The organism is Flavobacterium sp. IMCC34852 (assembly GCF_030643905.1).
Lineage (GTDB): Bacteria > Bacteroidota > Bacteroidia > Flavobacteriales > Flavobacteriaceae > Flavobacterium > Flavobacterium rivulicola.
In genome coordinates this window covers 1,532,744-1,551,900 of the sequence record NZ_CP121446.1, presented here as the reverse complement: position 1 = coordinate 1,551,900, position 19,157 = coordinate 1,532,744, and the positions used below count along the sequence as shown (strand labels likewise).

General features: G+C 38.4%; 13 protein-coding genes. 9 read left to right on the top strand and 4 right to left on the bottom strand.

Features of this window, described 5'->3' with window-relative positions:
• Positions 1-102: 102 nt before the first annotated feature.
• Complete coding sequence (locus tag P7V56_RS06635; RefSeq protein ID WP_171222362.1) at positions 103-1,455, top strand: hydroxymethylglutaryl-CoA synthase family protein; 1,353 nt, start codon at positions 103-105, stop codon at positions 1,453-1,455.
• On the opposite strand, the gene P7V56_RS06630 is transcribed toward P7V56_RS06635, so the two are convergent.
• A complete protein-coding gene (locus P7V56_RS06630; RefSeq protein WP_171222361.1) occupies positions 1,452-2,987 on the bottom strand; it encodes a YifB family Mg chelatase-like AAA ATPase in 1,536 nt (511 codons plus the stop codon). The two genes, P7V56_RS06635 and P7V56_RS06630, sit on opposite strands and share 4 nt — an antisense overlap.
• Before the next feature lie 164 nt (positions 2,988-3,151).
• Here P7V56_RS06630 and P7V56_RS06625 point away from each other — a divergent pair, with 164 nt between their 5' ends.
• Both P7V56_RS06625 and P7V56_RS06620 read left to right on the top strand, forming a co-directional pair.
• Positions 3,152-3,631 carry a hypothetical protein gene (locus tag P7V56_RS06625; protein WP_171222360.1) on the top strand — a complete coding sequence of 160 codons (480 nt, stop codon included), beginning with the start codon at positions 3,152-3,154 and terminating at the stop codon, positions 3,629-3,631.
• Positions 3,621-3,821 carry a helix-turn-helix transcriptional regulator gene (locus P7V56_RS06620; protein ID WP_171222359.1) on the top strand — a complete coding sequence of 67 codons (201 nt, stop codon included), beginning with the start codon at positions 3,621-3,623 and terminating at the stop codon, positions 3,819-3,821. Before P7V56_RS06625 ends, P7V56_RS06620 begins: the two co-directional genes overlap by 11 nt.
• Here the strand turns inward: P7V56_RS06620 and P7V56_RS06615 are convergent, their stop codons facing one another.
• Entirely contained in the window at positions 3,822-4,727 is a 906-nt protein-coding gene (locus P7V56_RS06615; protein WP_171222358.1) for a patatin-like phospholipase family protein, read from the bottom strand.
• Positions 4,724-6,799 (bottom strand): M1 family metallopeptidase, encoded by a 2,076-nt coding sequence (locus P7V56_RS06610; RefSeq protein WP_171222357.1) that lies wholly within the window; start codon positions 6,797-6,799, stop codon positions 4,724-4,726. The genes P7V56_RS06615 and P7V56_RS06610 overlap by 4 nt, the downstream gene beginning before the upstream one ends.
• A gap of 97 nt (positions 6,800-6,896) precedes the next feature.
• Between P7V56_RS06610 and recG the strand changes: the two genes are divergently transcribed.
• The 6 genes from recG to pheT all read left to right on the top strand — a co-directional run bounded on the left by recG (position 6,897) and on the right by pheT (position 18,149).
• Positions 6,897-9,005 carry an ATP-dependent DNA helicase RecG gene (recG, locus tag P7V56_RS06605; protein ID WP_171222356.1) on the top strand — a complete coding sequence of 703 codons (2,109 nt, stop codon included), beginning with the start codon at positions 6,897-6,899 and terminating at the stop codon, positions 9,003-9,005.
• A gap of 112 nt (positions 9,006-9,117) precedes the next feature.
• Positions 9,118-10,182, top strand: coding sequence for an efflux RND transporter periplasmic adaptor subunit (locus tag P7V56_RS06600; RefSeq protein WP_171222355.1), 1,065 nt, complete (start codon positions 9,118-9,120; stop codon positions 10,180-10,182).
• A 48-nt stretch (positions 10,183-10,230) separates the two neighbouring features.
• Positions 10,231-13,317 (top strand): efflux RND transporter permease subunit, encoded by a 3,087-nt coding sequence (locus P7V56_RS06595; RefSeq protein ID WP_171222354.1) that lies wholly within the window; start codon positions 10,231-10,233, stop codon positions 13,315-13,317.
• A gap of 2 nt (positions 13,318-13,319) precedes the next feature.
• Positions 13,320-14,621, top strand: a complete 1,302-nt coding sequence (locus tag P7V56_RS06590; protein WP_317174652.1) for a TolC family protein — start codon at positions 13,320-13,322, stop codon at positions 14,619-14,621.
• A gap of 30 nt (positions 14,622-14,651) precedes the next feature.
• Positions 14,652-15,515: a bestrophin family protein gene (locus P7V56_RS06585; RefSeq protein WP_171222352.1), complete on the top strand. Its 864-nt coding sequence runs from the start codon at positions 14,652-14,654 to the stop codon at positions 15,513-15,515.
• 213 nt (positions 15,516-15,728) lie between these two features.
• A complete protein-coding gene (pheT, locus tag P7V56_RS06580) occupies positions 15,729-18,149 on the top strand; it encodes a phenylalanine--tRNA ligase subunit beta (RefSeq protein ID WP_171222351.1) in 2,421 nt (806 codons plus the stop codon).
• Between the two features lie 49 nt (positions 18,150-18,198).
• Here the strand turns inward: pheT and P7V56_RS06575 are convergent, their stop codons facing one another.
• Positions 18,199-19,152, bottom strand: coding sequence for a hypothetical protein (locus P7V56_RS06575; protein ID WP_171222350.1), 954 nt, complete (start codon positions 19,150-19,152; stop codon positions 18,199-18,201).
• Between the last annotated feature and the right edge of the window lie 5 nt (positions 19,153-19,157).

Below are 19,157 nucleotides of genomic sequence, written 5' to 3'. Positions count from 1 at the left end.
GCATAAATCATAAATCGTGTTTAACACCTTCATTTTAAAGACAATTTCAAGTTATTTTGAGGTTGTCTTTTTTAATTTTGCAAAGCAAAAATCGAAAAAGAAATGAAAGCAGGCATCGACAGTATCGCATTTGATATACCGCATTTATACCTACCTATAACCACTTTAGCCGAAAACCGAAATATTGAAGCAGACAAACTAATCAAAGGTTTGGGTTTGCATAAAATGAGCTTTCTCGATGTTCACCAGGATGTGGTGACTATGGCTTCGAATGCGGCTATGAAACTTATTCGTCAAGATAATTTAAATCCAAGTGACATCAACCGCATTTATGTGGGAACCGAAAGTGGTATCGATAGTTCAAAACCGGTAGCTTCTTATGTCTTGTCGAATTTAGAAAGTGTTTTAGGCGAAGGAAGTTTCAAGAATTGTGATGTGGTCGATTTGACTTTTGCCTGTATCGGTGCGATTGATGCGTTACAAAATTGCCTTGATTTTGTTCGATTAAATCCAACCAAAAAAGCGATGGTTATTGCTTCTGACAACGCCAAATACGATTTAAACTCTACCGGAGAATACACCCAAGGCGCCGGTGCCATTGCCATGCTAATTACTGCAGAACCCAGAGTTTTAAGTTTTTCAAAGGAAGTCGGCGTTTCGACAAAAGGTGTGTTCGACTTTTTCAAACCCAGACGAACAGTCAGCAAAGAAGACACATTACAATTAGAAAACAATCCGGAATGGCATGGTGTTTTGGAAAGCGAAATTACCCTCTATAAAGAACAACCCGTTTTTGACGGACAGTATTCCAATCAATGTTATATTAACCGAATTGCGGAAGCATACGAGCATTACAAAACCGAAAGCAACCAAAGCGGTAAAGTGTATGAAAACTGGTCAAACATTTTAATGCATCTTCCCTATTGCTTCCAAGGTAGAAGAACATTTATCGAAATTTTTGCTAAAGAAAATCCTGAATTATTAGAAAGTCAAGTTGGTGAAACCAGTAAAGATAAACTTAAAGCTTTAGCCAAAAGCCCGGAATACTTGGCTTTGGTTAACCAACAGATTTTGCCTTCCGAAATCGCTTCGGGACAAATTGGGAATATTTATACCGGTTCGATTTTCTTGGGATTATTATCGACTTTATGTCATCATTTCCAACAAAAATCTGATTTAACCCATAAAAAGTTCGGTTTCATCGCCTACGGAAGTGGCTCCAAATCTAAAGTGTTTGAAGCAGAAGTTGCACCACAATGGCAAAGCGTATTGGAAAAAGTAAAACTTTTTGAAACCTTGGAACAAACCTCAGCCATTGATTTCGAGACTTACGAAAAATTGCATAAAAAAGAATTGAAAAACTCCGTAATCATCCCTAAAAACGAATTTTATTTGGATTCGATTGAAAAAGAAAATCCGGTGTTGGTTGGTGCTCGATATTATAAATTTAGTTAACCCAACCATCCATCTCTGTCCAAACTCCTGTATTGAATGGCTTCGGCTATATGATTTGAACTTACAACTTCGGCTTGTTCTAAATCGGCTATAGTACGCGATACTTTTAAAATTCGGTCATAAGCTCTCGCAGACAAATTTAATCTTTCCATAGCCGTTTTTAAAAGTTGCAACGATGTGTCATCCAAAGCACAATAGCTCCTGATTTGCTTGGTGCTCATTTGGGCATTGTAATGTATGCTTTCCATTGCTTCAAACCTTTTGGATTGAATTTCTCTGGCTTTGGTCACGCGCTCTCTGATTAAAACGCTGCTTTCAGCCGGACGGGTTTCTGTGAGTTTTTCGAATGGTACCGGAGTGACTTCAATATGAATATCAATTCGATCTAACAACGGCCCTGATATCTTGCTCAAATACCGTTGCATTTCTGCAGGAGATGAACTGACCGGCGCATCAGGATCATTAAAATAACCGCTCGGACTGGGATTCATACTCGCCACTAACATAAATGACGATGGATAAGTTATGGTGAATTTTGCCCTGGAAATTGTGACTTCTCGGTCTTCTAAAGGTTGCCGCATAACTTCTAAAACTTCTCTTTTGAATTCCGGTAATTCATCCAGAAATAAAACTCCATTGTGGGCTAAAGATATTTCTCCGGGTTGCGGATAGCTTCCGCCGCCAACCAAAGAAACCGAACTAGCCGTATGGTGCGGACTCCGAAAAGGTCTTTGGTTCATCAAACCGGCATCTTTTATTTTGCCGGCTACACTGTGAATCTTGGTGGTTTCTAAAGCTTCTTTTAAAGTCATTGGTGGCAAAATACTCGGCAATCGCTTAGCCAACATGGTTTTTCCCGAACCCGGCGGACCAATCAGAATAATATTATGGCCACCGGCAGCCGCAATTTCCATACAACGTTTGATACTTTCTTGTCCTTTGACATCGGCGAAATCAAATTCAGGAAAATCTAATGTTTTGTAAAACTCTTCTCTTGTATTAATTATAGTTGGTTCAATTGATCCTTTTCCATCAAAAAAGTCGATTACCTGTAACACGTTCTCTACTCCGTAAACTTCGAGTCCATCAACAATGGCTGCTTCTTTGACATTCTGAATAGGCAAAAAGAAACCTTTAAATCCTTCTTCTTTGGCTTTAATAGCAATGGAAAGTGCGCCTTTTATAGGTTGCAAACTGCCATCTAAAGACAATTCACCCATGATAATGTATTGGTCAATTTCATCCGTTTTGATTTGACTTGAAGCGGCTAGAATTCCTATGGCTAATGTCAGGTCGTAAGCTGAGCCTTCTTTACGCAAATCGGCCGGAGCCAAATTGACTGTAATCTTTTTTCCCGGAAAGTCGTAACCATTATTTTTAAGCGCTGCTGCTATTCGGTAACTACTTTCTTTAATAGCATTATCAGGCAAACCCACTAAATGATAGCCAATGCCTTTATCAATATTGACCTCAACAGTTATAGTTGTTGCTTCTACACCAAACACAGCACTACCAAATACTTTTACCAACATATTATATTTTTTTATTAAATAAAAATAATAAAATAGTTACAAAAAAGTAATATTTTGAAAGAAAAAACAACATTATGTAAAATATATCAAACAAAATGTAAAGTTTATTTGTCTATTTGTAAAATACTGTATACTTTTGAAGTGAATTTAAAACAGTAATCATCATGAAAAATCTATTTTTATTTCCAAACCAATTTAAAGTTATAGGTTGGATTTTATTTATTCCAGCGTTACTTTTCTCTATCATTATTTCATTTTTAGATATTAATATAGACCAATATTGGGTTGTTAACGTATTTGCCTTTGCAAATGATTTTGTAATGAGCGATAATCAATATTTTGCGATTACTAAAAATAGCATAGTTGATGAAATTATGCTTTTCTGTTTGGTAATCGGCGGCATTTTAATTGGATTTTCCAAATTAAAAATTGAAGATGAATTTACCACAAAAATCCGTTATGAAAGTTTGGTTTGGGCAACCTATCTGAACTACGGTTTAATATTGTTCTTTACCGTTTTCCTATATGGTTTGTCTTATTTGAATGTGTTATTTTACAATACATTTACAGTACTATTGTTCTTTATCATCCGATTCCATTACTCCATTTACAAACTAAATAAAGCCACTAAAGATGACGAATAATTTAAGAGTACTGCGAGCCATTAAAAATATCTCACAAGAAGAATTGGCCAAACAAATTCAGGTAAGTCGACAAACAATCAATGCGATGGAAAAAGGAAAATATGTTCCCTCAACTGTGTTGGCTTTAAAATTGGCGCGATACTTTGAAAAAAAGGTAGAGGAAATTTTCAGTCTTGAAGCTGAGGATTAATCACTGTAAATTATCACTCATCAACTCACTCTTATTTTTAGCATATTGATAGCCTTTATGCCACCAATCTTTCATCTTGTCTTTATTGAAAATCAAAGCATTATCTGTGAGTTGTGTTGGTGTGTAGTATAAATTGAGTTTGGCATCTTTGTTTTTGGCTGCCAGTTTCCCAATGGTTATGTCATGTTTTTCGACTTGAGTCAGTAGTGTTTGAAATAAATCAATCATCAATGAAAACGGGTTGCTGCCAATTTTTTTGGTCCTGGTTTGGACTTCCGTTTCCAATATAACTACGTCAACTTCTGTCGCGCCACGATTGATGGCTTCTCTGATCGGCACCAAGCTCGAAAAGCCGCCATCGCCGTATTCGTAGCCGTTTTTGGTTACCAAACTCATAAACGGTATATAATTACAAGAAATCCAAATCCATTCGCAAAACTCCTCGTAATCGTAATCTTTAATCGATTTGTATTCGACTTCATTTTTGGAAAGATTGGTCACCGTCACTATCACTTCGCATGTGGTTGATTTGAGTAAAGTAAATTCATCTTCTGTAAAATTCTCTTTGATGTACTCCAGAAGTTTGTGGCTTTCGCCAAAAGTTCGTTTGCCTTTCAAAAACTGCTTTACCACATTCCAGTGGTTAATAGAAACTGTTTCGTTAGGTGTGTTTTTATTTCTGACTACAAACGGACTAATATCAAAAATACTCCGCATATTCACATTGGAATAAATGTTGTAAATCTTATCGACTTTGCCCAAAGCCAAATGCGGAATCAGCAAACTTCCGGTCGAACTGCCTATAAGAATATCATATTCATGCTTATTCTCCTGCATCAAATACTGCGCTACGCCACCGGCAAACGCTCCTTTACTTCCACCTCCAGAAATCACTAATGCTCTCATATTTTTTCGCTTAATAATTTTTGCAATTGGAATTTTTCACTCTCGGCTAACGTTGGTAACAAAGACTCTAATAATACACGATAATTATCCTCTTTCAACAATTGGCGGATTTTATCCCGACCAAATTTGCTGAATTGCCATTTGTGATGTGTCGTCGCATTAACCAAGCTCTTCAAAACCGCAATGTCTTTGTCATTAATGGAAAGCATTTTGACTATCGCATTTTGGCGCACAGAACTTTCGTATTTTGGTGTTGTATAATCAACTAACTCATTGTAGTAATTTGACTTATCTGCACTTTCTTGAGCTTCGGAAAGAATGGAAAATGTCAAAAAAAGAATTCTCAGACCTTTGTCGTTTCCTCCTATCCAATCTTTGGCCTTCGCCAAATAATTAACCCGACTTTCAGGAAAATTTTTCCACAAATTCATAAAAGCAATTTCTCTCGTTTCATAAGATTTGTCATCCAATAACGTTTCATATTGTCCTTTGAATTCGGCAGGAATCTCTTCCGTAAACTCAGCCACAGCCTGACGTACTTTTATGTCATTAGTTTGCATGGCCAAAATCAACAACTCTTTTTTATCTTGAAACGGAACGTCTTTCAATTGGTACAAAATCTCGGTCTTTACCGGATAAAACCCCTTGGATTGCAATAATTCCATGAACTTCTGCTGGTTTGCAGCCAAAGTCTTTTTGCGCAATTGCTGGGTTTCAAAAAGCGTTTGGATAAAGGTATTCTTCTTGAGTAAAGTATTGGCTTCTTCGATCTGGAAGCGGTAATCTTCGAGCCAAGTTTTCTTGAATTTTTCGGTATCAAAAGTAGGCGAGACTTTTTTGATTTCGGCTAAAAAATCATCGGTTTCCACATTCTTATATTGGTACTTTTTCAAATAGGTTTTGACCGCTTTTTGGAACAACTTCGGACCAATAGCTTCGCGAATGGTATGCAATGCCCAAGCACCTTTTTGGTAAAACGACAACGAACTTGCTTTTTCGTTCATTATCGGAATCGTATCGGTTTTAGCGGCATTTTTCAACTGTAACGACGTTCGATACAATTGATGGTAAAAATAATCCTCGCCAAAAACTTCGCGCTCCGCCAACAAAGCATAATAAGTCGCAAAACCTTCTTGCAACCAATGATGCTTGCCTGATTTTGCCGTAATCAAATCGCCAAACCATTGGTGTGCCAACTCATGTGCGTTGACATTTATATAATTTCGGTCGTTAAAACCAATCTCATCAACCACAAAATCTTGGGCAAAAATGGTACAACTCGTATTCTCCATTCCGGCATATAAAAAATCTTCCACGGGAATTTGCTTGTAAATTTGCCACGGGTATTTCACGCCGATTTCTTTCTCCAAATAATCAAATAATTGCTTCGAATATTTATAGGTTGATTCAAACTTCGCCGTGTCTTTCGGCTGAATAAAAAACTGTAATGGAATGCCCGATTTGGAAGCAATGACTTTGTTCCTGAAATCGCCTATGACCATGGCTAGTAAATAAGAACTCATCGGCTTCTGCATTTCGTAAAACCAAGCTTTAAAATGGTTATCAAGAGGCATGGTCTTTTTTAAAACACCGTTTGACAAGGCTACCTCATTCTTCGGACTGATAATCTCAAGATTAAAAATCACTTTCTCATTAACATCATCAAAACTCGGCATCCAATAACTGGTGTATTTTCCTTGCCCTTGTGTCCAAATTTGCCGATGATCTCCTTGTCCGACAAAATAAATCGTTTGCTTAGGGATAGCTTCATAACTGAAACTTACCCAATTCATCCCCTTTTTAAATCCTTCAAAAAGTAATAACTCTTTAGAATTATTTTTAAATTTAACCAATTGATTATTGATTTTCACTTGAGAAAAATTCATGTTCTTAGCATCAATCCGAATCGTATCTATTGGCTTTAAAACCTTAAAATGATAAACCGCTGAACCAACTACTTTTTTTAAATTAAAATCAGGCGCAACAATCGAATTGCATTTAATAAAATCAACTTGAGCTGTTTGCTGTGCGAAAGAAATAGCGGTAAATAAAAGAAAAAAAAGTAGGCGCATTGGGTCTGAATTAGTAAATACGAATATACAGAATTACACTTTATGCTTACGCCAATTTTAAATTAAAAAACTATCTTCGCTTTAACAATTTTGGTCCATGTCAAACAATCTTCTGCAAACTCCTATCGAATATCTTAAAGGCGTTGGTCCGCAGCGCGGGGAATTGTTGCGCAAGGAAATCGGCATTCACCGTTACGAAGATTTACTCAATTTTTACCCGAATCGTTATATCGATAGAACGCGTTATTACAAAATTAACGAACTGAATAACAATCCGGCCGAAGTTCAAATCATTGGTAAAATCATCAATATCAAAACGGTTGAGTTCGGCAAAGCCAAAAAAAGATTAGTCGCTGTTTTTGTGGATGAAACCGGTCAAATGGAGCTCAATTGGTTTCAAGGCCACAAGTGGATTCGAGATACGTTGAAACTCAATACGCCATATGTGATTTTCGGAAAAGTGACCAACTTTAACGGGCAATACAGCATGGCACATCCGGAAATGGAATTGCTCAACGAACACGAACAAAGTTTGCGTTCGGCCATGCAACCCGTTTATCCATCGACGGAAACATTGACCAATCGCGGGATTTCGAATCGGGTAATCAATAAAATGATGCAACAGGTTTTTTTGGAAACCCAAGCTAAATTCACAGAAACTTTACCGCAATATTTACTTGAGGAACTAAAGTTGATTCCGAAAAACGCCGCGTTATTCAACATTCATTTTCCGAAAAGCCCCGAACTTTTGGCTAAAGCCCAATTCCGACTGAAATTTGAAGAGTTGTTTTTTATCCAATTGCAATTGATAACCAAAAATCTGGTTCGAAAACACAAAATCAAAGGCCATCCGTTTACGGTTGTTGGTGAAAATTTCAATAATTTTTACCAAAACCATTTGCCGTTTGAACTCACCAATGCACAAAAAAAAGTACTAAAAGAAATCCGAAATGATATGGGTACCAACGCCCAAATGAATCGTTTACTGCAAGGTGATGTCGGCTCCGGAAAAACAATAGTCGCTTTAATGGCGATGCTGATTGCTTTAGACAATGGCTTCCAAAGTTGCTTGATGGCGCCAACAGAAATTTTGGCAAACCAACATTACAACGGTTTAACCGAATTGGCCAAAGATTTAAATATTAATATCAAAATACTAACCGGTTCTACGAAAACCGCCGAGCGCAAAATTATACACGAGGAACTTGAAAACGGCAGTTTACATATCTTAATCGGAACGCACGCCTTATTGGAAGACAAAGTGCAGTTTAATAATCTAGGCTTAGCCATTATCGACGAGCAGCACCGTTTTGGTGTAGAGCAGCGCTCCAAACTTTGGCAAAAAAACAACATTCCTCCACATATTTTAGTGATGACCGCTACGCCTATTCCGCGTACGTTGGCGATGAGCTTGTATGGCGATTTGGACATTTCAGTCATAGATGAATTGCCCCCTGGAAGAAAACCTATTCAGACTGTTCATCGTTATGATAGCAACCGTTTGAAAGTTTGGAAATTTATCAAAGACGAAATCGCCAAAGGGCGCCAAATCTATATTGTTTATCCTTTGATTAAGGAAAGCGAAACGATGGATTACAAAGATTTAATGGATGGCTATGAAAGTATTTCCAGAGATTTCCCTTTGCCGCAGTACAGCATTTCTATGGTTCACGGCAAAATGAAACCGGCCGATAAAGATGCCGAAATGAAACGCTTTGCAGAAGGTAAAACCAATATTATGGTGGCTACTACGGTGATTGAAGTTGGGGTAAATATTCCCAACGCCAGTGTTATGATTATTGAGAGTGCCGAACGTTTCGGGTTATCGCAATTGCACCAATTACGCGGTCGTGTAGGTCGCGGTGCCGAACAGAGCTATTGCATTTTAATGACTTCCTTCAAATTGTCGAATGATAGTAAAATTCGTTTAGAAACCATGTGCAAAACCAATGACGGTTTCGAAATAGCTGAAGTTGATTTAAAACTCCGCGGACCCGGCGATATCATGGGCAAACAACAAAGTGGCGTTTTGAATTTACAGATTGCCGATTTAGTCAAAGACAAAGACATTCTACTTTTGGCTCGACATGAAGCGATGAAACTCCTTAAAAAAGATGCTGCCTTGACTCTACCCGAACATCAAACACTAAGAGCTGTTTATATCGAACTCACCAAAAAGAAAAACATCTGGAATTATATCAGTTAACAGATATTTGTACCTACAAGTGTTAAATAAAAATTAACTGTACCAACGCTTTCATCGGTAAGAATTAGTTTTGTAGACACAACTATTGAAGTCTATAAACAAGCCTACTTCTATGAAAATAAAACACATTGTTATCACTGTTTTAGCTATTGCTCTTGGTGGAATGATTGTCTATCGAATTACCAAAAACAAAGCCGAAAACGAAAAAGGAAAAGACAAAAACGGCAAAAAACAACCCATTAGTGTCAGTGCATTTGTAGTTACACCTCAGGAATTTTCAAACACGATTTCGCTTTCAGGTTCGATTGAAGCCAATGAACAAATTGAAATCAGAAGCGAAGTTTCCGGCATTGTTGAAACGATTTCTTTCACCGAAGGCAGCAATGTCAGCAAAGGACAAGTATTATTTAAAGTAAATGACATAGAGCTCAGAGCACAATTGGTACAAGCCAAAACCAGAGAAAGTTTGGCTTCGGAAAACGAAAGAAGAGCTAAATTGCTTTTACAGAAAGAAGCCATCAGCCAAGAAGAATACGACATCGCCAGCGCCGATTACCGTACGGCCAAAGCCCAAACCCAATTAATTCAAGCACAAATTGGGAAAACTACGGTCAGAGCTCCGTTTTCGGGTAAAATTGGTTTAAGAAGTATTTCGCCAGGAACTTATGTAACGCCAACCACCTTGATTGCCAAATTAGTGAGTACCAATCCACTAAAAATTACATTTTCTATTCCCGAAAAATACGCCACCGAAATCAGCAAAAACAGCACCATCACTTTTACTGTTCCGAATATAGCGGAAACCTTTTCGGCCAAAATATACGCCTTGGAACCGGCTATTGAAGCTACAACCCGAACGCTGCAAATCAGAGCTTTGACCGATAACTCCGGCGGAAAATTATTGCCGGGCACTTTTGCCAATATCGAATTACCGTTAAAAAATATCAAAGACGCCATCATCATTCCAACCGAAGCCATTGTACCCATACAAGACGGAAAAAAAGTATTTATCGCTAACAATGGCAAAGCCAAAGAAGTAAAAGTAACCACCTTAACCCGAACCGATAAAGATGTTGTGATTACTTCCGGACTGAAAATCGGTGATACGGTTTTGACTTCCGGGGTAATGTCTTTGAAAAATGAAGATGACATCAAAGCAAAAGTTAAATCATTTTAGTATTTCAATTCACCCTCTGAAAGCTGAAATCTAAAATTTGAAATTATTATGAGTCTATCCACTTTAAGTATCAAACGACCGGTTTTTACGATTGTCATCAATCTGACCATTATCCTTTTCGGAATTATTGGTTACAGTTATTTAGGCGTAAGAGAATTTCCTTCGATTGATCCGGCGCAAATTTCGGTGCGTACCAATTACACCGGTGCCAATGCCGATATCATTGAGTCACAAATCACCGAACCGTTAGAAAAAGCCATCAACTCTATTGACGGTATCCGAAACATTACTTCTTCGAGTAACCAAGGGTCAAGCAATATTACTATCGAATTCAAACTCGAAAAAAACTTAGAAGAAGCCGCTAATGATGTACGCGATAAAGTTTCGCAAGCCATCAGAAGCTTACCGCAAGACATTGATGCGCCTCCGGTAGTTTCCAAAGCGGATGCCGACTCGGATGCAATCATCTCCATGACAGTCCAAAGTGACACCAAGAGCGTACTCGAATTAAGTGATTATGCCGAAAATGTCATTGCCGAACGTTTGCAAACCATACCCGGTGTTAGTGGTGTTCAAATTTGGGGACAAAAAAGATATGCCATGCGACTATGGCTTGATCCTCTAAAATTGAATGCCTACGGCGTAACCGTTGCCGATGTCAGAGCAGCCTTAGACAAACAAAATGTCGAATTGCCTTCGGGTAAATTAACCGGTGCCAATACCGAACTTACCGTAAAAACCTTAGGGAATTTATCCAACGAAACCGAATTCAACAACATCATCATTTTGGCCGAAAACGATAAGATTGTTCGCCTTAGTGATGTTGGTCGCGCCGAATTAGGTCCGGAAAATTTAGAAACCCAGTTCAAAGCCAACGACCAATCGATGGTAGCTTTGGCCATAGTGCCGCAACCGGGAACCAATTATTTGGCGATAGCTGAAGAATTTTACAAACAATACGAAGGATTTCAAAAAGATTTACCCAAAGACATTAAGCTAAACGTAGCTTTAGACAATACTATTTTCATCAAAAAATCTATAGTTGAAGTAGCCGAAACACTACTGATTTCCATCATTTTAGTGATACTGATTATCTTCTTATTCTTTAGAGATTGGGCTATTGCCTTCCGTCCGCTGATTGATATTCCGGTATCGCTGATTGCGACTTTCTTCATCATGTACTTGTGTGGTTTCTCAGTAAACGTCTTGACGCTTTTGGCCATTGTTTTGGCCACCGGTTTAGTCGTTGATGACGGAATTGTAGTCACCGAAAATATCTTTAAAAAAGTCGAAGAAGGCATGTCGCCTATAGAAGCCGCTATCAAAGGTTCTAATGAAATTTTCTTTGCGGTAATTTCCATTTCTATCACTTTGGCTGCGGTGTTTTTACCCATCATCTTTTTGGAAGGATTTGTAGGTCGTTTATTCCGAGAATTCGGCGTCGTCATTGGCGCGGCGGTTTTAGTCTCTGCCTTTGTATCGCTTACTTTGACACCAATGCTAAATGCTTATTTGATGAAAGGCGGCGAACAAAAGAAAACCAAGTTTTACACTTTTACCGAACCCTATTTTGAAGGTTTAAACAAAGGATATGCTGCTGCTTTGGAAAGTTTCATGCAAAGAAAATGGTTGAGCTTTCCCATTGTAATTATTTGTTTCGGATTGATTGGATTGTTCTTCAGTATTTTGCCTAAAGAAACCGCTCCGTACGATGACCGAAGTTTGGTGATTGTTGGAGTAACAACACCTGAAGGTGCAACCTTTGATTACACAGATCGCTTTATGCAGGATATGTCAACGCTGATTAATGACAGTATTCCGGAGAAAAAAATTGCTTTGGTCATAACATCACCGGGCTTTTTATCATCCTCTGTTAATACCGGAAGAATCCGTTTGGCCTTGAAAAATACTGAAGACCGCGAGCGTTCTCAAAAAGAAATTGCGGACGATTTTACCAAATGGACCAAAAAATATTCCCAAGCTAAAGTCACCGTTTCCGAACAACCTACCATTGCGGTCAACCGTCGTGGTGGTTTACCGATACAGTATATTATTCAGGCACCAAACTTTGAAAAGTTGAGAGAAAAGATTCCGCAGTTTTTGGAAGAAGCCAATAAAAGTGAAGTATTCTCTAATGTGGATGTGAACTTAAAATTCAACAAACCAGAAATCAACGTCACCATCGACCGAGAAAAAGCGGAAAGTTTAGGCATTTCTGTTTTAGATGTAGCACAAACATTGCAATTGTCATTGAGCGGACAACGTTTTGGTTATTTTATGCAAAACGGTAAACAATACCAAGTGATTGGACAGTTTGACGAAAAAGACCGTGACGAACCGTTAGATTTGACCTCTATGTTTGTTAAAAACAACAAAGGTGAACTGATTCAAATGGATAACGTAGTCAAAGTGGAAGAACAAAGCAATCCGCCACAATTATTCCACAATAATCGTTATATGTCGGCCACAGTGTCTGCCGGTTTAGCGCCGGGCAAAAGCATGGGCGACGGTATTGAAGCCATGGATGAAATCAGAGCCAAAGTTCTAGACGATACTTTTACCACCGATTTAGGCGGAGAATCGCGCGATTTTGTGGAAAGCAGTTCCAACACTTTATTCGCTTTCGGATTGGCTTTGTTATTAATTTACCTGATTTTGGCGGCGCAATTTGAAAGCTTTATCGATCCGTTCATTATCATTTTAACCGTTCCCATGGCGGTTGCCGGTGCTTTGTTTTCCCTATGGTTATTTGGACAAACTTGGAATATCTTTAGCCAAATCGGAACCGTGATGTTAATTGGTCTCGTCACGAAGAACGGAATTCTGATTGTTGAATTTGCGAACCAACTCCGTGAACAAGGTTTATCAAAATACGAAGCTATTATTCAAGCTTCGGAAGCACGTTTGCGTCCGATATTGATGACCAGTTTGGCGATTGCCTTAGGTGCTTTACCGATCGCGTTATCGCTTGGTGCGGCTTCTACCAGCCGAATCGGAATGGGAGTTGTAATTGTAGGTGGAACTATTTTCTCCTTGATTCTGACCTTATTCGTTATTCCGGCCTTTTATTTAATGTGGTCGAAAGCTAAAAAACACCGCCCTGAATTTGACAACTTAGAAGCTTTAGAAAGATGAAGATGAAATCGATATACAACCTTTTTTTACTGTTGGTTTTGGTTCCCAAAATACAATCGCAAACCTTACTAAAACTTGAGGATGCCGTCAAAATTGCGTTAGAGAACAATTATGATATTAAATTAGCCAAAAATGAATTGAAAATTGACGAACTCAATAACAGCATCGGAAATGCAGGTATGTTGCCAACAATCAATGCTTTGGTTACCGACAACAACAGTATTACCAATACCGAACAAACCCAAGCCGATGGTTCTCAACGGACTTTAGACGGTGCGCGAAACATGAACCTGACTTACGGTGTTGGTTTAGATTGGACGGTTTTTGACGGATTGCGCATGTTTGCCAGAAAAGAGCAACTCAATATTTTACAAAAGCAAGGCGAAGCCGAATTGAAATTGGCTATCCTTACCAAAATTAGTGAAGTGTATTTGAATTATTTCGATTTGGTGCAACAACAACAACAGTTGGCGGCGATAGATACTGCCATCGTCATTTCACAAGAAAGAGTTACTACAGCGCAAAACCGTTTTAGTATTGGAAAAGCATCGAAATTGGAAGTGTTGAATGCGCAAGTCGATTTGAATTCGGATAAGAGTTTGCAACTCAAACAACAAGAATTAATTAAAACCACAAAAATTCGCTTCAACGAAATTTTGGCCCGTGAGGTACAAACTGATTTTGTGGTTGCTAACGAAATTTCGGTTGATGAACAGTTACAATTTGACGAACTCAAAACGGCAGCTGAGAGTCAGAATCCGCAATTACAAGCCCAAATGCTGACCAAAAATAGCGCTGAACAACAACTGAAGCAAGTCAAAGCCGGTCGTTATCCAACTATTCGCATTACCTCAGGGTATAATTTTTCTCGTTCGGAAGCATCTTTGGGTTTTATTACGCAATCTTATAACCGTGGGTTTGCTTATGGTTTTAATGCTTCGGTACCGATTTTTAATGGTAACCAACAAAACCGCAATGAGAAGATCGCCAAAGTCCAATTGGAAAACGCCAATGTTACTTTAGAACAACAAAAAAGAAATTTGGAAAGCCAATTAAATTCGGCCTTTACCAGTTATAGTACCAATTTGGAACTGACCAAAGTAGAAGCCCAAAATCTTAAAATTGCTGAGCAAAATTTGGAGATCACTTTGGCCAAATTTAAAATCGGGACCATCACGCCTATTGAGTTCAGAACGGCACAGCAGAATTTTTTGGACGCCAGAGTGCGTTACAGCAATGCAGTGTATTTGACTAAAATTTATGAAATCAGTCTGAAAGAATTGGCCGGAAATTTGAGTTTTTAGTTTATTTTTGAACTCAAATCAATTACAACAATGGTAAAATACGACCCGAAAGACTGGATTACTTTTATTTTTCGATTTCACAAAGCCGACACGTTTCGACAATTATTTCCGATGATGATTTTTATCGGATTGTATTCTGCCGGAATCTGTTATTTGGAAGTTGAGTATTGGCAATTATCCCAAGAGAGTCATGTAAAAAACATTTCCATCATGCACGGTATGTTGGGTTTTGTGATTTCGTTGTTATTGGCTTACCGAACCAATACCGCTTATGACCGCTGGTGGGAAGGCCGAAAACTATGGGGTTCGTTGGTGAACAACAGCCGGAATTTGGCCATCAAACTTTCGGCGATGCTGAAGGACGAAAACGATAAAAAGTTCTTACGCTTTTTGATTCCGACTTATGCTTCAATTTTATCCAAACATTTGAGCAATGAGGAAGTAGGACAACTATTGTTTGAAGAGGTAGATTTGAAAATCAATCTGCAAAAACACAAACCCAATCAAGTGGCTCAGATTTTGTTCCAAAAAATTAATGACTTACACCAATCGGGAAAAATATCGGGTGAGCAATTGATTATTTTGAATGCCGAATTGCAATCGTTCACCGACGTTTGCGGTGCTTGTGAACGGATTAAAAATACGCCTATTCCCTACTCTTACAGTGCTTTTATCAAGAAATTCATTTTCTTTTATGTGATGACATTGCCTTTTGGTTATGTTTTTAATTTGGGGTATTATGTGATTCCGGTAGTGGTTTTTATCTTTTATGTTTTGGCTTCTTTAGAATTGATTGCGGAAGAAATTGAAGATCCTTTTGGCAACGACGACAACGATTTGCCAACCGGAAAAATAGCCGAAAACATCAAACGCCACGTAGAAGAAATACTGTAATGCTTTGAAAAGCCAAATGTTCTTTATAGCCCCGATAGGAGCAAACTACCCCCGAAACTTCGGGGTAGTGCGGATAGCGGGACGAGGTTTTCTTAAATAAGAAAATGGTACTGCTTCTTATTAAAAAAATTACCAAACAATCATCGATAAACGACACAATTTTGTTTTATCTCTCGGTAGCAATACCTATATTTGCACCCTTAAAGTACAGTCATGAGAATCTCTTACAATTGGTTAAAACAATTCATTAAAATAGATTTAAAATCAGAGGAAACTGCGGCTATCTTAACCGATTTAGGTTTGGAAGTGGAAGTCGTAGAAAAATACCAATCCGTTCGCGGCGGTTTGCAAGGTGTTGTGGTGGGTCACGTATTGACTTGTGAAAAACATCCCGATGCCGACCGATTGAAAATCACTACCGTTGATTTAGGCGAAGGCGCTCCGGTGCAAATTGTATGCGGTGCTTCGAATGTAGCAGCCGGACAAAAAGTTCCTGTAGCCACTATCGGAACCCAATTATTTGATAAAGATGGGGTAGCTTTTGAAATCAAAAAAGGAAAAATCCGCGGACAAGAAAGCCACGGAATGATTTGTGCCGAGGACGAATTGGGGTTAGGAACCAGTCATGACGGTATCATGATTTTAGACGAAAAATTAAAACCCGGAACGCCTTGTGCCAAGGTTTTCAATATAGAAAATGACGAAGTTTTTGAAATTGGGCTAACACCCAACCGTGCCGATGCCATGTCGCATATGGGCGTTGCTCGTGATTTGCGTGCAAGTTTATTGCAAAAAAACAGCAATATCGAATTGATTACGCCATCAGTTAGTACGTTCAGAATTGACAAGAGAACTTTGAAAATTGATGTTGACGTTAAAGATAATAAATTAGCACCAAGATATTGCGGTGTTACTATTTCCGGAGTTACGGTAAAAGAATCTCCCGAATGGTTGAAGAACCGTTTGAAAGCCATTGGGCTTACGCCCAAAAATAACATTGTTGATGTTACCAATTATATTTTACACGATTTAGGCCAACCGTTGCACGCTTTTGATGCGGCAAAAATCAGTGGCAAAATCATTGTAAAAACGGTGGCCGCCGGAACAAAATTCACTACGCTTGACGATGTGGAAAGAACCTTACACGAAGAAGATTTGATGATTTGTGACGAAAAAGGACCGCTTTGTTTGGCCGGTGTTTTTGGCGGAAAAGGCTCGGGAGTTACTGAAACTACCAATGCTATTTTCTTGGAAAGTGCTTACTTCAATCCGGTTTCTATCCGAAAATCGGCTAAACGACATGCTTTGAATACTGATGCTTCTTTCCGTTTTGAAAGAGGCATTGACCCGAATATTACCGAGTTTGCTTTGAAACGTGCGGCGCTTTTGATTAAAGAAGTAGCCGGTGGTGAAATCACTTCGGACATTATTGATATTTATCCGAAAGCGATTGAAGATTTCAGAGTGTTCTTGAATTTTGACAAAACGGCAAAGCTTATCGGACAAGAATTGCCTAAAGAAACCATCAAGAAGATTTTGGCTTCCTTAGACATTAAAGTCACTACGGTTTCCGATGCCGGTTTAGGATTAATCATACCGTCTTACCGTGTGGATGTGCAACGCGAAGTAGATGTGATTGAAGAAATTTTACGCGTTTACGGATATAACAATATCAACTTTACTAAGAAATTAAACGCGACTGTTTCCAATTCGGCTCGAACAGAAGATTATAAAGTACAGAACATTGTGGCTTCCCAATTGAATGGTTTAGGTTTCCATGAAATGATGGCCAATTCTTTGACCACGCCTGACTATATAGGTTTGTCTGACATGTTGAAAGAAGAATACAATGTCATGATGCTGAATCCGTTGAGCAATGACTTGTCGGCTATGCGTCAGTCGTTATTGTTCTCCGGTTTGGAAGCTGTTTCGTATAATATCAACCGCAGAAATGGGGATTTGAAATTATTCGAATTCGGCAAAACTTACCACAAATTGCCTTCGGGTTATGACGAACCCAAACACTTGACTTTGTTTGTTTCGGGAAATCGGAATGAAGAAAGCTGGACCAATCCGCAAAAACCTTCTGATTTCTTTTTATTCAAAGGGTATGTGAGTTCGGTTTTAGACCGATTGGGCATTACCAAAGTGCAAAATAAACCGGTCGCTTCTGATGTGTTTGCTGAAGGAATTGCCATCGCTTCGGGTAATGATACTTTGGTCGAATTTGGTACCGTAAAAAAATCGATTTTAAAACATTTTGATATTAAACAAGAAGTGTTTTATGCCGATTTTAATTGGAACTTAATTTTAAAACTTATCGGAAGTAAAATCAAATTTACCGATATTCCGAGATATCCTGAAGTGCGCAGAGATTTAGCGCTTTTAGTAGATGAAAATATAGCGTTTGATGCGATTTACAACATTGCCCGCCAAACAGAAAAATCGCTCTTGAAAGCCGTGAATTTGTTTGACGTATATCAAGGTAAGAATCTTCCGGAAGGCAAGAAATCTTATGCGGTGAGTTTCACTTTACAAGACAGTTCTAAGACCTTAACCGACGAGCAAATTGACAAAATCATGAGCAAGTTGCAAAAGAATATGGAAAACGAATTGGGTGCCAGTTTAAGGTAATAACCTCAACATTCAAATAAAAAAATGCCCGAATTGCTTCGGGCATTTTTTATTGCTGCTTTGCTTTCTGCATCAATCTTTGAGTTAAGACTTTAGAGAATTTTTCGGCGCCTTTCAGATTCAAATGATCGCAGTCGTGAAAATCGTTTCGTTTCATAGGATACTGCAGGTAATTCCAATATTCGAGTTGGTATTTTAGGGCCAACTTTTGATAATCACTTTCAGCTCTTTTCACCATGTTTTTATTCAGCGCTTTCACATAATCTTGGTGACAAGGCATGGTTAATAGAATTGGTGTGATATTTTTGGTTTTGAGTAATCGAATGAAATCTTCCAAATCGCTTAGAATTTCTTTCTTCTCCGGAGAAATCCCTTCATCCAAACCCTTTCCGGCTCTGTTGAAAATATGGGCAGGCGTCATCCCTTCTTCTCTGGTGCCTTTATAGCCAAAGTAACCTTTTACGATAGGCTTGCTTAAATCGTGGTCGTTGTCTAAATCAATGGCTTTGATGATTTTGTACTTTCCGCTTAAATCGTTCTTTAATAATTTTAAGGCAATGCTCGTAGAATAGCCGTTCAAATAACTGTATTTCGGGAAAAAAGCCATTTCGTTTTTGTACTCAATGCCGTTGCCGTAATACGACCAAATTTCACGACTATCCATTCGAGAATAATTTAGCGAACCACAATCCACGGTAATGAAAACGTATTTTAAATGAGACAGTTGGTCCAAATATTTTAACGCAATTCGCTTATCATAATACAACGGCTGGGCGACATTGGCCAAATTATAGGCATACAACTCAAATTGGTTTGGGTCAATACCTAAAGTAGCTCTTGAATTCCCTAAAATCAATACTTTAATCTCTTTGGCTTTTTGAAGAATACCTTTTTCTTTTTCGGTATAAGTGGTGTCTATTTGTCTCAAATAAATTTCAAAAGCGACAATCACCAAAACAATCGGCAAAGTAAAGTAGAGCAAATATTTGATAAATTTCTTCATGCCGA

Bases quoted from the DNA above. Each gene is read 5' to 3' on its own strand.
- P7V56_RS06635 (WP_171222362.1), top strand. From the start codon at position 103: ATGAAAGCAGGCATCGACAGTATCGCATTTGATATACCGCATTTATAC.
- P7V56_RS06630 (WP_171222361.1), bottom strand. From the start codon at position 2,987: ATGTTGGTAAAAGTATTTGGTAGTGCTGTGTTTGGTGTAGAAGCAACA.
- P7V56_RS06625 (WP_171222360.1), top strand. From the start codon at position 3,152: ATGAAAAATCTATTTTTATTTCCAAACCAATTTAAAGTTATAGGTTGG.
- P7V56_RS06620 (WP_171222359.1), top strand. From the start codon at position 3,621: ATGACGAATAATTTAAGAGTACTGCGAGCCATTAAAAATATCTCACAA.
- P7V56_RS06615 (WP_171222358.1), bottom strand. From the start codon at position 4,727: ATGAGAGCATTAGTGATTTCTGGAGGTGGAAGTAAAGGAGCGTTTGCC.
- P7V56_RS06610 (WP_171222357.1), bottom strand. From the start codon at position 6,799: ATGCGCCTACTTTTTTTTCTTTTATTTACCGCTATTTCTTTCGCACAG.
- recG (WP_171222356.1), top strand. From the start codon at position 6,897: ATGTCAAACAATCTTCTGCAAACTCCTATCGAATATCTTAAAGGCGTT.
- P7V56_RS06600 (WP_171222355.1), top strand. From the start codon at position 9,118: ATGAAAATAAAACACATTGTTATCACTGTTTTAGCTATTGCTCTTGGT.
- P7V56_RS06595 (WP_171222354.1), top strand. From the start codon at position 10,231: ATGAGTCTATCCACTTTAAGTATCAAACGACCGGTTTTTACGATTGTC.
- P7V56_RS06590 (WP_317174652.1), top strand. From the start codon at position 13,320: ATGAAATCGATATACAACCTTTTTTTACTGTTGGTTTTGGTTCCCAAA.
- P7V56_RS06585 (WP_171222352.1), top strand. From the start codon at position 14,652: ATGGTAAAATACGACCCGAAAGACTGGATTACTTTTATTTTTCGATTT.
- pheT (WP_171222351.1), top strand. From the start codon at position 15,729: ATGAGAATCTCTTACAATTGGTTAAAACAATTCATTAAAATAGATTTA.
- P7V56_RS06575 (WP_171222350.1), bottom strand. From the start codon at position 19,152: ATGAAGAAATTTATCAAATATTTGCTCTACTTTACTTTGCCGATTGTT.